The sequence below is a fragment of the Gilliamella sp. wkB112 genome, assembly GCF_001690685.1.
GTDB classification, from domain to species: Bacteria; Pseudomonadota; Gammaproteobacteria; order Enterobacterales; family Orbaceae; genus Gilliamella; species Gilliamella apicola_J.
Genome location: NZ_LZGL01000017.1, coordinates 250,249 through 266,170, shown reverse-complemented (window position 1 = coordinate 266,170; position 15,922 = coordinate 250,249). Strand labels below are relative to the sequence as shown.

At 35.9% G+C, this 15,922-nt stretch carries 15 protein-coding genes; 4 read left to right on the top strand and 11 right to left on the bottom strand.

Annotation, left to right across the window (positions count from 1 at the left end; all coding sequences use genetic code 11):
- Positions 1-120 precede the first annotated feature (120 nt).
- The 5 genes from ilvA to ilvG all read right to left on the bottom strand — a co-directional run bounded on the left by ilvA (position 121) and on the right by ilvG (position 6,638).
- The gene (gene ilvA / locus A9G12_RS07915; RefSeq protein ID WP_255306605.1) at positions 121-1,662 is read right to left on the bottom strand and encodes a threonine ammonia-lyase, biosynthetic; all 1,542 of its coding nucleotides are present in this window, start codon (positions 1,660-1,662) and stop codon (positions 121-123) included.
- A 2-nt stretch (positions 1,663-1,664) separates the two neighbouring features.
- A complete protein-coding gene (gene ilvD / locus A9G12_RS07910; protein ID WP_065565303.1) occupies positions 1,665-3,515 on the bottom strand; it encodes a dihydroxy-acid dehydratase in 1,851 nt (616 codons plus the stop codon).
- Positions 3,516-3,622: 107 nt separating this feature from the next.
- On the bottom strand, positions 3,623-4,552 hold the full coding sequence (locus tag A9G12_RS07905; RefSeq protein WP_065565302.1) for a branched-chain amino acid transaminase: 930 nt from the start codon (positions 4,550-4,552) through the stop codon (positions 3,623-3,625).
- A gap of 169 nt (positions 4,553-4,721) precedes the next feature.
- Positions 4,722-4,952 (bottom strand): acetolactate synthase 2 small subunit, encoded by a 231-nt coding sequence (gene ilvM, locus A9G12_RS07900; RefSeq protein WP_065565301.1) that lies wholly within the window; start codon positions 4,950-4,952, stop codon positions 4,722-4,724.
- Positions 4,953-4,955: 3 nt separating this feature from the next.
- Complete coding sequence (ilvG, locus tag A9G12_RS07895) at positions 4,956-6,638, bottom strand: acetolactate synthase 2 catalytic subunit (protein WP_065565300.1); 1,683 nt, start codon at positions 6,636-6,638, stop codon at positions 4,956-4,958.
- Between the two features lie 384 nt (positions 6,639-7,022).
- Here ilvG and A9G12_RS07890 point away from each other — a divergent pair, with 384 nt between their 5' ends.
- From A9G12_RS07890 to A9G12_RS07880, 3 genes are all read left to right on the top strand, one after another.
- The gene (locus tag A9G12_RS07890) at positions 7,023-7,478 is read left to right on the top strand and encodes a hypothetical protein (RefSeq protein ID WP_065565299.1); all 456 of its coding nucleotides are present in this window, start codon (positions 7,023-7,025) and stop codon (positions 7,476-7,478) included.
- A gap of 241 nt (positions 7,479-7,719) precedes the next feature.
- Entirely contained in the window at positions 7,720-8,607 is an 888-nt protein-coding gene (locus tag A9G12_RS07885) for an SDR family oxidoreductase (RefSeq protein ID WP_065565298.1), read from the top strand.
- Positions 8,608-8,746: 139 nt separating this feature from the next.
- A complete protein-coding gene (locus A9G12_RS07880; protein ID WP_065565297.1) occupies positions 8,747-9,283 on the top strand; it encodes a hypothetical protein in 537 nt (178 codons plus the stop codon).
- Between the two features lie 51 nt (positions 9,284-9,334).
- Here A9G12_RS07880 and A9G12_RS07875 read toward each other — a convergent pair whose 3' ends face one another.
- From A9G12_RS07875 to A9G12_RS07850, 6 genes are all read right to left on the bottom strand, one after another.
- The gene (locus A9G12_RS07875; protein ID WP_065565296.1) at positions 9,335-10,576 is read right to left on the bottom strand and encodes an MFS transporter; all 1,242 of its coding nucleotides are present in this window, start codon (positions 10,574-10,576) and stop codon (positions 9,335-9,337) included.
- Between the two features lie 323 nt (positions 10,577-10,899).
- Positions 10,900-12,015: a ribosomal protein uL16 3-hydroxylase gene (locus tag A9G12_RS07870; RefSeq protein WP_065565295.1), complete on the bottom strand. Its 1,116-nt coding sequence runs from the start codon at positions 12,013-12,015 to the stop codon at positions 10,900-10,902.
- Positions 12,008-12,790, bottom strand: a complete 783-nt coding sequence (locus A9G12_RS07865) for a YchF/TatD family DNA exonuclease (RefSeq protein ID WP_065565294.1) — start codon at positions 12,788-12,790, stop codon at positions 12,008-12,010. Before A9G12_RS07865 ends, A9G12_RS07870 begins: the two co-directional genes overlap by 8 nt.
- A gap of 11 nt (positions 12,791-12,801) precedes the next feature.
- Positions 12,802-13,980: a lipopolysaccharide assembly protein LapB gene (gene lapB, locus A9G12_RS07860; RefSeq protein ID WP_065565293.1), complete on the bottom strand. Its 1,179-nt coding sequence runs from the start codon at positions 13,978-13,980 to the stop codon at positions 12,802-12,804.
- A 12-nt stretch (positions 13,981-13,992) separates the two neighbouring features.
- Positions 13,993-14,298 carry a LapA family protein gene (locus A9G12_RS07855; RefSeq protein WP_065565292.1) on the bottom strand — a complete coding sequence of 102 codons (306 nt, stop codon included), beginning with the start codon at positions 14,296-14,298 and terminating at the stop codon, positions 13,993-13,995.
- Positions 14,299-14,380: 82 nt separating this feature from the next.
- Entirely contained in the window at positions 14,381-15,100 is a 720-nt protein-coding gene (locus A9G12_RS07850; RefSeq protein WP_065565291.1) for a phosphatase PAP2 family protein, read from the bottom strand.
- Positions 15,101-15,197: 97 nt separating this feature from the next.
- Between A9G12_RS07850 and ribA the strand changes: the two genes are divergently transcribed.
- Positions 15,198-15,803: a GTP cyclohydrolase II gene (gene ribA, locus A9G12_RS07845; RefSeq protein ID WP_065565290.1), complete on the top strand. Its 606-nt coding sequence runs from the start codon at positions 15,198-15,200 to the stop codon at positions 15,801-15,803.
- The last annotated feature ends 119 nt before the right edge of the window (positions 15,804-15,922 follow it).

Sequence of the window (15,922 nt, the reverse complement as noted above, 5' to 3'; positions counted from 1 at the left end):
AGAAGATTGAGTTATTTTCAAAATAAATTATCAAGTTATTGTTATTAATTAAGTGGTATTTTTGATAATGGGAGTTAAACGACTATAACTGGCAATAGCTAATAGTCGTTATTAGGGAAGTTAAGGTTGGTTGGTTAAAAATAGTTTTAACGAAGGATTTTCAGTTTCATTATGGAAGCCATAACCCAGTTCGGTTAAATGTTCGTTGAAATTATTACTGTTATTTTCATTAATTTCAAAAGCAGCCAATACACGGCCATAATCGGTGCCATGACTACGGTAATGGAACATGGAAATATTCCAATTGGTGCCTAGAGTTTGTAAAAACTTGAGTAACGCACCTTGCGATTCAGGGAATTCAAAGCTGTATATTTGTTCTTGCAATTGCTTAAATGGTTTACCACCGATCATGTAACGGACATGTAATTTTGCCATTTCGTCTTCAGTTAAATCAACTACTTGGTAACCTGCGGAGGTGAGTTCTTGCATGATTTCATCTTTTTCGTTGATTTTGGAAATCTTAACCCCAACAAAAATACAAGCTAAATTCTCATCATGATAACGGTAGCTGAATTCTGTTACCGAACGGCCTCCTAACAATTGGCAGAAACTTAAAAAACTGCCTTGCTTTTCAGGAATAGTTACCGCTAGTAAAACTTCGCGTTTTTCACCCAATTCACAACGTTCGGAAATGTAACGTAAGTTGTGAAAGTTTAAATTAGCACCAGATAAAACATGTGCTAAGTTTTCACCAAAAATATTATGTTGTTCCACATATTTTTTTAGTCCCGCAAGAGCAACTGCACCTGACGGTTCAGCAATAGCACGCACATCATCAAATAGATCTTTTACTGCGGCACAAATCTCGTCACTATCCACGGTAACAATGTCATCAATATATTTTTGGCAGAGTCTGAAAGTTTCATCACCAATGCGTTTAACAGCGACACCTTCAGCAAATAAACCAACGCGATCTAAATCAACTGGTTTACCAGCATCTAATGCAGTTTTTAAGCAGGCTGCATCTTCCGGTTCTACAGCAATGACTTTAATTGATGGCATGATTTGTTTGATTAAAACAGCTATACCAGCAGCTAAACCACCACCACCAACTGGCACAAAAATGCGATCGAGTTTGGCATTTTGTTGCAATAATTCCATGGCAATACTACCTTGCCCGGCGATAACCAGAGGATGATCAAATGGCGGAATAAAAATGCGATTTTGTTGTTCAACCAGTTCTAGAGCTTTAGCTTTGGCTTCATCAAAGTTAGCACCATATAGGAGCACTTCACCACCAAAACTTTTTACCGCTTCAACTTTGATGTCGGCAGTAGTGAGTGGCATTACAATTAATGAATTAATCCCTAATCTACTCGCTGATAAAGCTACTCCTTGAGCATGATTACCCGCTGATGCAGCAATGACTCCCCGCTGGCGTTCTTCAGCACTTAGACTAGCAATCATTGCTTGTGCTCCACGGATTTTGAAGCTATGCACCAGTTGACGGTCTTCACGTTTGACGAAAATTTGGTTATTTAATCTTGAAGATATTTTTTCCATTTTTTCCAACGGTGTGACTTGGGCAACATCATAAACTGCTGAGCGGAGTGTTGCTTTTAAATAATCAGCACCGGTTAAATTTGTAATTTGTTGTTTCACAATTAGCCACCTAATTTACTTTTATCACGTACAGCACCTTTATCAGCACTAGTTGCTAAACTGGCGTATGCTTTGAGTGCAAATGAGACGTAACGATCTCGATTGTGAGGCGTAAAAGCTTTATCGCCACGTTCAAGTTCAGCTACACGTCGACGTTCAAGATCAGAAGTTGGTACATCTAAAACTAATTTACGGTTAGGAATATCAATATCAATAATATCGCCATCACGCACAAGGCCAATTAATCCTCCATTAGCTGCTTCCGGAGAAATATGACCAATAGATAAACCTGATGAACCACCAGAGAATCTTCCATCGGTTATTAGGGCACATTTTTTACCTAGTCCCATGGATTTTAAATAACTGGTTGGGTAGAGCATTTCTTGCATGCCTGGTCCACCTTTAGGGCCCTCATAAATAATTACGACCACATCACCTGCAACAACTTTGCCACCTAAAATCCCATCAACGGCATCTTCTTGGCTTTCAAATACTTTAGCTGGCCCTCTGAAAACGAGATTTTCTGCAGCAACACTCGCGGTTTTAACAATTGCGCCATCCAAAGCAACATTGCCATATAGTGTTGCAAGTCCACCATCTTGACTATAAGCATGGGCTTTATCGCGGATACATCCATTCTCACGATCATCATCAAGCGAGTCCCAATAACAATCTTGTGAAAAGGCTTTGGTGGTACGAATACCCGCTGGACCACTGCGATACATTTTTTTCACTGATTCATCAGTAGTTTGGGTAATATCATATTTTGCAAATGTTTCTGGTAATGATAAGCCAAGAACATTGTGTACATTGCGATTAAGTAGTCCAGCTTTATCGAGTTCAGACATAATCGACACCACACCACCAGCTCGGTGAACATCTTCCATATGGTAGATAGCAGTACTAGGTGCCACTTTACATAAATGTGGAACTTTACGGGATAATTTATCAATATCCGACATGGTAAAATCTATCTCACCTTCTTGGGCTGTTGCTAATAAATGCAGTACAGTGTTAGTCGATCCTCCCATGGCAATATCTAATGACATGGCATTTTCATAAGCAGCTTTAGTAGCAATGGATCGTGGTAAATAAGATTCATCATCGTGCTCATAATAGCGTTTAGTAATTTCGACAATACGTTTAGCTGCATTAAGAAATAATTGCTCACGTTGTTTATGAGTAGCAATGAGTGAACCATTACCGGGTAATGATAGTCCAAGGGCTTCAGTTAAACAGTTCATTGAGTTAGCAGTAAACATGCCTGAGCAAGAACCACAGGTTGGGCAAGCTGATTCTTCTATAGCTCTACTATCATCATCACTAACATTGGGATTGGCACTTTGGATCATGGCATCAACCAGATCTAATTTGATAATTTGGTCTGAAAGTTTGGTTTTTCCTGCTTCCATTGGACCACCAGAGACAAAAATAGTGGGGATATTAAGGCGCAATGATGCCATTAACATTCCGGGAGTAATTTTGTCACAGTTTGAGATACAGATCATAGCATCAGCACAATGGGCATTTACCATATATTCCACAGAATCAGCAATTAATTCCCTTGAAGGAAGAGAGTAGAGCATGCCCCCGTGTCCCATAGCAATGCCATCATCAACCGCAATTGTATTAAATTCTTTAGCAATACCCCCAGATTTTTCAATTTGTTTGGCAACAAGTTGTCCAATATCTTTCAGATGGACATGGCCTGGTACAAATTGAGTGAATGAGTTAACCACGGCGATAATGGGTTTACCGAAGTCTTCATTTTTTACGCCCGTAGCACGCCATAAGGCGCGGGCCCCTGCCATATTGCGACCTTCAACTGAGGTTGCCGAACGATATTTAGGCATTTCTTGCTCCCAAGTTTTATTATGTAAACTACTGATTTTTTTTGAATACTTAATTCGATTTTAAAAAAATATCCACCGAACTTATCGGTGGATTTGAGCATATTGTATTATTTAACTGGATCTAACCAACCATATTTATCTTCAGTTTTACCATTGAATAATCCGAAGAAAGTTTGTTGGATTTGTTTAGTTATTGGGCCACAACGACCAATACCTACTTGAATACGATCAACACTACGGACTGGTGTAATTTCAGCTGCGGTACCAGTCATAAATACTTCGTCTGCTAAGTAAAGTGCTTCGCGGGATAATGTTTGTTCACGAATTTCAATACCTAAATCGCGAGCTAAGGTTAATACTGCATCACGAGTAATACCTGGCAGGGCAGAAGATGAAAGTACTGGTGTATATAACACTTTATCTTTAATCACAAATACATTTTCGCCAGCACCTTCTGAAAGGTGACCATGAACATCTAAAGCTAAGCCTTCTTGGAATCCGTTAGCACGAGCTTCAGAACCAATTAATAATGAAGATAAATAGTTACCCCCAGCTTTGGCCGCTGCAGGAATAGTATTGGAAGCAACGCGGTGCCATGAGGATACCATAGCATCAATGCCTAGATCTAACGCATCTTCACCTAAATAAGCACCCCATGGAAAAGCTGCAATCATTACATCTGTTTTATAACCATCTGGTGGATTAACCCCCATACCAACGTCACCAATAAATACTAGTGGGCGAATATAAGCACTATCTAATTTGTTTTTTCTGATGGTTTCCCGTGTGGCTTCCATGATTTCTTCAAGAGAATAGGGTACAGGGAAGCGATAAATTTTGGCTGAATTTAATAATCTTTGTGCATGTTCTTTATGTCGAAAAATAGCCGGGCCTTTATGCGTATTATAGCAACGAACACCTTCAAACACTGAAGTTCCATAATGTAAAGCATGTGACATTACATGTACTTTGGCGTCAGCCCATGGAACCATTTCACCATTAAACCAAATATAATCAGATTTTGCTGTAGAACCCATTTTATTTTCCTCTCAAATTTTACTTAATTGTTAAGTATGTATATTGTTGCGTGCTTTTTTAATTAACGGTCAATCATTATACTATACTTTCTACTTTGTTTAACTTATAAATATATACTTATCTAATTGTTACTTATTACTTTATTGATTTTGTAGTAATAAAAAAATATTAATCAATTGTTATTACATCAACGAGTTTTGTTAATTGATTTTGCAAAGCTGTAATCGATCTTTTAGTAGTTAATACTAAGTTTAAAACTAAGGTATTATGTTCCGCAGTTTGCATTTGTAGCTTTTCAATGTGGCCTCCACGGTGGCGAACCACTCGTAGAATTCGTTCTATTGCACCTAATTGATCATAAGCCTTTATAGTAAATTGATAATTAGTTAATTCGCTCATAACCTACTCCTTATCCTTATGACTTTTATCAAGCATATTTTCATTGGCTGCACCTGGTGGAACTAGGGGCCAAACATTTTCTAATTCATCAATACTGACATGCAGTAAATATGCACCGGGTGTATTAAAAAGATTATCCAAAGCTGAATTGATTTCAGATTTGCTCGTGATTTTTTGTCCAGAAATATCAAATGCTTTGGCTAACATTAAAAAGTCGGGATTATCTGAAAGATTAGTTTCACTATATCTTTCATTAAAAAATAATTCTTGCCATTGCCGTACCATACCTAGACGTTGGTTATCTATTAGAACGATTTTGATTGGCAATTTTTTGCGTTTAATAGTAGTTAGTTCTTGTATATTCATCATAAAAGAACCATCACCAGAAATACAAATCACACAATCGTTAGGCCTGGCTAGTTGAGCGCCAATGGCTGCAGGCAAACCAAACCCCATAGTGCCAAGGCCACTAGAGGTGATAAAATTTTGCGGATGGTCAAAACGCATGTGTTGTGCAGTCCACATTTGGTGTTGACCTACGTCAGTGGTAATAATAGTTGTGGTTGATTTACGTTCTGAGATACTTTTTAATAATGCCGGAGCATAAATCGGTTCACCTGGGTGATCATAACGGGTTGGATATTGTTTTTTGAGCTCATCAATCTTATGTTGCCATGGTGTTATGGTAACGGTTTGGTTAATCAGTGGTAATACTTGTTTAATATCACCTTGTAACCCTAAATGAGTCTGTTTTAATTTATTAATTTCTGCCTGATCAATATCTATATGAATGACTTTAGCGTGACGGGCAAATTCATTAAGATTTCCAGTTACTCTATCATCAAATCTAACTCCTAATGCAATTAATAAATCACACTCTTGAACGGCTAAATTGGCAACTTTAGAACCATGCATACCAATTAGACCCAAATAATAAGGATTATTAAGATCCGCAGCTCCCAATCCTTTTAATGTTGCAACACTCGGTATTTGTGTTGATGCCATGAAAGCTCGTAATTCTGAAATAGCTCCTGACAAACCAACACCGCCACCAATATATAGCATCGGTTTTTTGGCTTGAACCATCATTGTTTTAGCAAGTTGGATATCGGCAGGAGTATAAGATGATGGTTTAGGATTATTAAGTTTAGGTTTACAAGTGGTTGGAGTTAAGTATTGCTGATAATCAAGGTTAGCAAGCTGAATATCTTTGGGAACATCAATAAGAACTGGTCCCGGCCTGCCAGAGTTGGCTAAATGAAACGCCTCCTCTAAGATATTAGGTAAGTCGTGGGGATTATCAATTAAATAACTATGTTTAGTACAAGCCAATGATAAACCTAAAACATCAACTTCCTGAAAGGCATCGGTACCAATTAATGAATTAGGAACTTGACCGGTTATGGCAATTACCGGAACCGAATCAATTAAAGCATCGGCCAATCCAGTAATAATATTAGTAGCTCCCGGTCCTGAAGTCGCAATACAAACACCGATCTTTCCGGTTGCCCGGGCATAACCGATCGCTGCCATTGCAGCACCTTGTTCATGACGGCAAAGTACATGTTCAATACCACCATCATAAAGCGCATCATAAAGAGGCATTATCTGACCACCTGGATACCCAAAAACGGTGGTAACCCCTTTTTCTTTTAGAGTTTTTACTATCCACTGTGTTCCTAACATTCATTCCTCACTTGTTTTTTATAATCATTTAATATTTATAAAAAAACCCCCGCTTTTTGGGGCGGGGGTTTTGATTTTATATATCAACATATATTTAACTCAAAAAACGCCCCCGCGTTGGAATAATGACCACGCTGACAATAATGCTAATGAGGAGAATATTGAGTGAAAAATTCATAATGCTATATTTAAAATATCTTGTCATTTATTAAACTGATTTTTAATCAAAATACTCGTTTTTAAAAAAAGTGCAACTTTTTTTTATTGCTTTTTAATATTGTTATAAATAACATGTTAAGAAATTTCAAAGGTTGTTCTAAATATTGGCTAAGTTTTATAAGTATTCATAATTACCATTTAGTGACTAAATTAGGGAATATGAAAATGTTAAAAAGAATAGCTTTAATATTTGTAAGTTTAATTTTAGTCAGTTGTGATAATGCCAAACCCAATTCAAGTCAGAATAATACCAGTATAAATGAACCTTCATCACCAGATAATTATCTTGATGAAGCTCAAGATGCTGTGATTAATCCTATTAAAAATAAATTACCCATTAAGGTTGATAAAATTACTGTGTTAATTGGTATATATAAAAATGATAACGTTATTAATTATCAATACGACGTAAAAAAATTATCCAAATATGCTTTATTGTTACCAACAACTCAAGATACAATACGTAATAATTTGTTGGCAACATATTGTAAAGATACCGAAGATATTCGACAGCTAAAAACTTTATTCCCCAATGGTGCCAATTATCACTATTTTATTAATAATCAAGAAATTATCATTATTGAGATCGAACCTAGTGATTGCGGATTAAATCAAACTTAATTAGCTTTGATAGTGATAAGTATTTTTCTTTTTTTTAAAGCTATAATTATACCCAAATTTGTTTTTATTGGCTTTTAAGCAGGAGGATTACATTAACAATAATCTAGTCTAGTCGTTTAGATCAATTATATATTTTACAGATGTAGAATATTCCCGACAATAGGATTTTGTGGTTAGTTAATTGATTTTGTTTAAGTTATATTGATTTTTTATAAATGCATGTTTAACTTAGGAGAAAATTATGAGTAAACAAACGTACAATCCAATTTCCAAATATTATCACGATAAATTTCCAAAACAAAAACAGCCGGCCCCAGCTTTACAATGTGAAATGTCACCTATTCCTGATTGTGGTGAAAAAAGTTACACTGGTCATCAACGTTTAGTTGGTCGTAAAATGTTAGTAACTGGTGGCGATTCTGGTATTGGTCGGGCAGCAGTTATCGCCTATGCTAAAGAAGGGGCGGATGTTGCTATAAACTATCTTCCTTATGAGCAAAAAGATGCAGAGGAAGTGGCTAAAGTCATTGAAGCTGCAGGCCGTAAAGCTGTGTTAATTCCGGGTGATCTAAGTGATGAGACTTTCTGTAAGAAGTTAGTTGAAGAAGCACACCATAAACTTGGCGGTTTAGATAATTTAACCTTGGTGGCCGGTAAACAAACTGCAGTTGAAGACATTATGGACTTGACTACAGAACAACTTAAAAAAACTTTCGAAATTAATGTGTTCTCGATGTTTTGGGTAACTAAAGCTGCATTGGGTTATTTAAAACCTGGTTCAACCATCATTACTACTTCGTCTGTTCAGGCCTTCCAGCCAGGTGCCAATTTGTTAGATTATGCATCAACTAAATCTGCAATTATTGCGTTTACACGTGGACTAGCTAAACAATTGGGGCATAAAGGTATTCGTGTAAATTGTGTAGCTCCGGGACCAGTGTGGACTCCACTACAAATTTGCGGCGGTCAACCTAGTGAGGTTATACCAGAATTTGGTAAACAAACGCCATTAGAACGTGCCGGTCAACCAGTTGAGCTGAGTGGCGTATATGTGCATTTAGCTTCTGAAGAATCTAGCTATACCACTGCCGAAACCTATGGTGTTACTGGTGGTTTACATACTAATTAATGATTATCTTGCATAATATAAGAGCAAGTTATTGCTTTTCTGTTGTGCAATTTTTAATTATTAATTTGTTTTTAGTACATTTTCTTTTAATTATTGATCATAGTATCAATATTAAATACAGATCCTTTAAGGAAAAATAATGAAAATTTTTAAAGTAATAACATTAGCAATGATGGGCTTGTTTTTGGTTAATTGTGATAATTCAAAATCTACAGTTAGTGATATTAAACAAAAGGTTGAACAAACTAGTGCCGATATTAACGACAAAGCCAAAGATTTGTTTGCCCGAACTCAAACCGCAAGCGAAGATGCTATTAATAAAATCAAAGATGGCAATTACAAAGTTGCTCAAGATGAAGTGATTAACGGCATAAAAAAACAATTACCAGTAGTCTTTGACGGTAATACTACCTTGGTTGATGTGACTAATGACAACAATATAATTAGTTATAAATATACAGTTGTTGGTATGACCAAAGATTCTTTACAAAACGCTGATACGCAAAAAGCGATGTTAAATAATCTATTAGCGCTTTATTGTGGTAAAGATGCTACTATGAAAGCATTACAACTAGTATTCACAGATGGTGTTAGCAATAATTACTATATCAATGACGAAAATGTGTTGAGTTTGAATATAAAACCTAGTGATTGTAAAGATAATTCAGATAAATAAAATATGGAAAACAGGGCATTATCCCTGTTTTAATCAACTATTCTAATATATTTATTCTAATACTTTACCTTTAGTTTCTGGAATAAGGAATACAAATGCTGCTGCAGATAGTAAATAGGTAGCAGAGAGTAAAGCTAGCGCATAACTAATCGAATAAACAGTAGCTAAATAAGCGATTAGTACTTGGGATATTCCGGCGATACCACGGCCAACATTAAAAATAATATTTTCGGCACTTGAACGAGCGTCTGTTGGGTAATGTTCTGCTAATAATGCGCCATAACCACCCATCATACCATTTACGAAAAAGCCAATTGCTGAGCCAAATATAATTAACACAACCATGTCGGTTTGGTGGAAATAAAACCATATAGATATAGCTGAGATTAATAAGAACACAATATAAGCAGGACGCCGACCAAATTTGTCACATAACCAACCAAAAACTAAAATCCCCAGTGACATGCCAATAGTGGTAGAAATGGTCCAATTCATGGTATTTTTAAATGGTAGTTTAAGTTCAGTGGCAATCATATTTGGCATCCACACCATTAGTCCATAAAAGCCAAAATTCTGTACTGCACAAGCTATAGTTAAACCAATGGTAGTAGCGGTAGTCCTTGGGTTTTTAAACAGTTTGCTAATCGCCACTTTATTTTTATTTTGGTCTTTGATATTTTGCCAAATTTCTGGTTCTTTTAAACCTTTACGCGTCCAAGCTACAAATAGGGCAGGTAACACGCCCATAGCAAAAGCCCAACGCCAACCATGAATCTCACCGACAAAATTAACAGTTAATGCGGCTAGAATTATACCAACTTGAAAACCTAGAGCTACAATTGAAGTAGCCCGTGACCGCTTGTTTTTAGGCCAACTTTCTGAAACTAGAGTCATGCCAATTCCAAATTCACCACCAAGACCCAAGCCACTTAAAAAACGAAAAATTAAAAAACTCTCATAGTTAGGAGAAATTGCACATAAACCAGTAAACAGAGAAAAGATTAAAATCGTCCATGAAAAAACTTTAACCCGTCCATATTTGTCGGCCAGTACTCCAAATAAGATGCCTCCAAGTACTGCACCTAATAGGGTTACTGAGGTTAAAGTACCTAGGTCTGTTTTGGTAAGGTTAAAGCTAGCTGAAATCAGGCTAAAACAAACACCTAAAATCATCATATCCATGCCATCCAAGGCATAACCAACAGTTGAAGCAAAAAGTGTTCTCTTTTGATAAGGTGTTGTATGCTCGCTCTCACTTTCTGCTTGCTTCACTAAGTTTGCTTCAGTTTTCATGTTAACCTCTAGTTTTTGAAGATAAATAGTTGCTTAAACTAAGCTGTTGTAGACGTTTAACGCATTGTTAAACAGGAGGGATTTAAAAGCGCTGGCAAGTATATACTTAAAAGTTTTAAAAATCCAAATTAAAACGGTAAAAAATCTATTTTTTTTACTCAAAATTTATTAGGCAAACTATAACTATTTAATCTATTAGTTGTAAAAGGGTTAGCTGGATAAGTAGTAGTGACAATATATTAGCTGAGTTATTAGGTAACAAAATGTAATAATTTGTAGTAGTGGATTAAACCGCCGATAATTGCATCAGCGGTTGTGAATAATTATTGTTGTTCTGCAAAATACCAATAGCCTCGATTAACAAGGTTAAGCATGACTTCAAGTGTCGTTTTATCGGCTAGCTGTTCGTAGTAAAGTATTTCGTTAGCACATAAAACATCAATAATTGGCATTGGTAAAGCAATTTTTTCACCGTGAATGTAACCATAATCACCGATTTTTAGAATACGAATACTAGGTACTCGGTATAATTCGAGGCCGGATTGTAGTAATGATACAAATTCCTCAGATGAGTAGGCGGGTTCCACTGGTACAATATTCAACTCATGCATCGGTAACGTTATGTATTTACCAAACCAATCATTAAATAGTTTTGGGTTATTAATTAACTCAATCATTTGATCTTGTAATTTTGTTAGTTCATAAGGCTGAATCCGATAGGCATCACTTGATAATTTCAGATTAGGATCTTGATAAAAGATGCCATCAGGTAAATTATCAATAATATAATCTGCAAAATTACTTAATAACTCTTGGGAAGTTTGGGTTCTAAACCCTACTGAATAACTTAATGATTCACCAATTGAGACCCCATTATGTGGGAATCCTATAGGAATATATAAAATATCACCGGAGGTGATCTCTTCATCAATGATTGGCTGGTAGTCTTCTACATGTAACAATGCTTTATGAGCACTAAATTGCTTATAATTAGGGTTACGATCACCCACTTGCCAACGTCTGCTGCCCATGCCTTGAATGATAAAAACATCATAGTTATCAATATGCGGGCCCACACCGGCACCTTGAGTTGCATAGGAAATCATTAAATCTTCAAATTGCCATTGCGGTAGGCATTTGAATGGTTCAACTAATGTTGCTGCTTGTTCGTGCCAGTGATCCACCGCTTGGACTAGCAAACTCCAGTGATCTTCACCTAAATTGTTATAATCAATAAAAGGCCCGAATTTAGCATCCCAAATACCGTTTTTATTTGACACAATGCGGCTTTCTATCTCTTCTTCCATGGCTAATCCAGCTAGCTCGTCGGGGGTTATGGGATCACTAAAATTAGCAAAAGCATCACGTAAAATAACCGGTTTTTTTTGCCAATAATTGGTTAGGAAATCATCCCAGTCTATGGTTAACTTGTTATGCATTTAATCCCCCTTGTGGGTTGAATAATTGACAAAAATTATTGGTAGTTTGCTGAGCAATTTGTTCTAAATCGATACCTTTTAAAGTGGCTAAGTAACTAGCTACTTCACGAACATATGCGGGTTGATTTTGTTTACCTCGATATGGCACTGGTGCCAGATAAGGTGAATCTGTTTCAACTAAAATACGATCAAGTGGTACGTATCTAGCCACTTCTCTTATACTTTCAGCATTTTTGAATGTAAGAATGCCTGAAAACGAGATATAAAATCCTAAGTCTAATAGTTGCTTGGCGGTATCAAGATCCTCAGTAAAACAGTGCAACACTCCAGAATGGACATGTTGTTGTTTTAATATGGTTAAGGTATCTTGCCGCGCATTACGCGTATGTACAATTACCGGTTTACTTAATTTTCTACCTAGTCGAATATGTTCTTTGAAGATATACTGTTGTTGTTCAATGTTATCTTGTTGGTAATAGTAATCAAGACCGGTTTCACCAAGAGCGACGACATTCGGTTCTTGAGCTAAAGTTTCAAAGCGTGCTGCATCATAAACTTCATCATCTAGATTGAGTGGATGAATGCCACATGAGAGAGAACATTGTTTTTGATAAGGCACGAGCATACACTTCATTGATTGGTAACCAGAAAGTGTTGTTGCCACGCTTAAGCAATGCTTTACATCATTGTGCAAAGCAGTTTGTATTACATCATCAATAGATCTAGAACTAAAGTCCAAACTATCTAAATGACAGTGCGAATCAATTAAAAACATAAAGAACTCTTTTAGTTATCAGAAAGGTGTTCAAAATCACGGACTGGTTTAATCGTTGACCAAGAACGACAAGCAGGGCATAACCAGTAAATAGAATTAACCGTGAAACCACATTTGGTGCAGCGGTAATTAGGTACAGATTTAATTTGTTCGCCCACCATATTACGTAATAAGAGTAGGCTTTCTTTGGCTCTACCTTCTTCAGCATCGGCGACATGGTAGTCCATTAAACGATAAAATCCTTTTAAGTTTGGATGCTTAATTAATTCTCGGTACAAATAATATTGAGCTGAATCTAAACCTTTTTGTTGTTCAACGATATCTGCCAGCATTAGTTCGGCGACATTACCCGTATCTTGATCCACACATAATTTTAAAAATTGTTGCAATTCTTGTGGTTGATTTAACTGCATATAGCAATCTTTGAGTAATGGCAGAGCTTCACCAATGAATGCTTTATCTTGATCAAGTATTTGTCTTAAAGTAAGAATTGCTTGTTCGGTTTTATCTTGTACCATTAACACTCGACCTAGCATTAAAGAGGTGCGAGCACACATCGCATCGGCTGCAGCAGATTTTAGTAGTAGGTTATAGGCTTTTTCAAGGTCATCGTTGGCGATGGCTAATGCAGCAAGTTCACAATAGAATTGGGCAATATTAGTTTTATATTTTACATTACCAAGTTTGACTAATTTAGTGGCGACGTTAATGGCATTTAACCATTCACTAGTGGATTGATAGATGATAATAAGTTGCTGAAGTGCATATTGTTGAAAGTCTTCTTCTTCAGTTAATTGTAGGAACATTTCTTCTGCTCGGTCATATAGACCAGCAACCATATAATCGCGGCCTAGTTGCTGAATAGCTAATAAACGTTGTTCAAAGGTTAAGGAAGAACTTTCCATTAATGCCTGATGAATACGAATAGCTCGATCAACTTCACCCCGGGAGCGAAATAAATTACCAAGGGTCAAATGAGCTTCAAGCGTGCCTTCATCTTCTTTTAACATGTCTAAGAAAAGGTCTACTGCTTTGTCTTTTTGATTAGACAATAGAAAATTCAAACCATCTACATATTCACGAGATAGCCGATTAGATTGATCTAAATATTTTTGTTTTGCATTTCTGTCACCCATATACCAACCATATGCAGCAGCAATTGGCAGTAACAGAAATAACAGTTCAAACATAATTTTCTATTCTTAATTAGGGTTAGTTAAATTCATTTTTTTATTGCTGGTTACTTCTTCATCATATTTTTTTTGTAATTTATTGAATTTTCGTTTGGATGATGAAAGCTGTAGTTTAGATTTTATAAAGAAGATGCCTGTCAATATCCAACCGACTATAAAACCAGAACCAAATAGAATCGCCATTAAAACTGATAAACGGAGTTCTGCTTTGGCAAATAAATAATTAAAGGTGACCACTTGATCATTAGCAGCACCTATAGTTATAGATATGGCAAAAATGACAATTATCAATAGAATCGATATAACTAATTTCATAATGCTAACCTTTTTATTGTTATTTTTTTCACATAAGTATAAATCAAATCTGCAAATTTTTACAAAATTGCAGATTTAAAAATTATGAATCTACTATAAGCCATTTTCTAGCATAAAAACAGCATATTAATGAGATAACCCACGCAACTATAGTTCCTAAAATTAAATCATCAGGATAATGCATTCCTAATATTAATCGACTAATTTGCATGAGTACAGCCCATATGATTAGAATAGAAGCAATCAAATAATGACGTCTAAATCCTAATAAGACAATGGCTAAAAAAGACCAAGTAGTTGCGAATAAAGTATGCCCGGATGGAAAAGCGTAGCCAGTTTCATTTTGCCAATGTCGCGATAACCAATTGGGAATAGTCGAAGATCCATTGAATAAATGCTGAATTATTTCTTGGCGTTCTATTTTAGGAATCGCATAAAAATGTTCATCACTAATATTGTATTTTTGTGTCAGCCATAATACGTACGGTCTAGACTCAGCAGCTTGAGATTTGATAATTGATTTAATAATTTGTCCACCTAGGATAGCGGTAGTTAATAGTAACCACAAGAGCACAATTTTTTTAAGATTTTTGTTTGGTATTAATACACAAAATAATAAGAACAACGTAGTTGATGTGATTATGGCCCAAGGGTAACTTGCAGTTTCGGTGAGCCAAAAAAAATACTTAGAAGTATGATCTATAGACTCTGGTTGCCAATGCCAATTGGCGACTATGATAACTAATGGTACAATTAAAAAAATAGCCAATAAAGCTATTGTTTTTTTTATAACAAACCCCATTTATAAACTCAATTAAACAAATTTTTAGTTATTTTATCATAGATAAAATTTAGTTTTATAAATTTATTATCTATGTTTTTTTAAGTTGGAGATAATGATGCAAATAAAACTTGTTGCAGAAGCGAAACTACCTACTCAATGGGGATGTTTTAAGATTGTAGGTTTTGAAGAAATTGCAACAGGTAAAGATCACGCTGCATTAGTATTTGGTAATATCAACGATTCGCAACCAGTGTTAACTCGAGTTCATTCAGAGTGTTTAACTGGGGACGCTTTGTATAGTTTACGTTGTGATTGTGGTTTCCAATTAGAAGCTGCGTTGCAGCAAATAGCTAAAGCAGGCAAAGGTATTTTAATCTATCATCGCCAAGAAGGGCGTAATATTGGTTTGCTCAATAAAATCAGGGCTTATGCTTTGCAAGATCAAGGGTTTGATACAGTTGAAGCTAATCATCAATTAGGTTTTGCTGCCGATGAACGCGATTTTACACTTTGTGCAGACATGTTGACCTTATTAGGCGTGTCGCAGATTCGTTTGTTAACCAATAATCCAGAGAAGATTAGAGTATTAGAGGCAGCGGGTATTGAAATCGTCGAAAGAGTCCCTTTAGAAGTAGGTGAGAACCCAAATAATGAACATTATTTAGAAACTAAAGTTACCAAAATGGGGCATTTATTACATCTTCATCATTGTGATCATTAAGATACTTGTTATTCTTAATGAGGTTGTTTTATTCTGTTAGTAGATAGCTTAGTTAAGCTGTTATTGATTCTCTGTTAGAACTAATTAATCCCAAAATGGATCTAGAATTTTGAGATTAA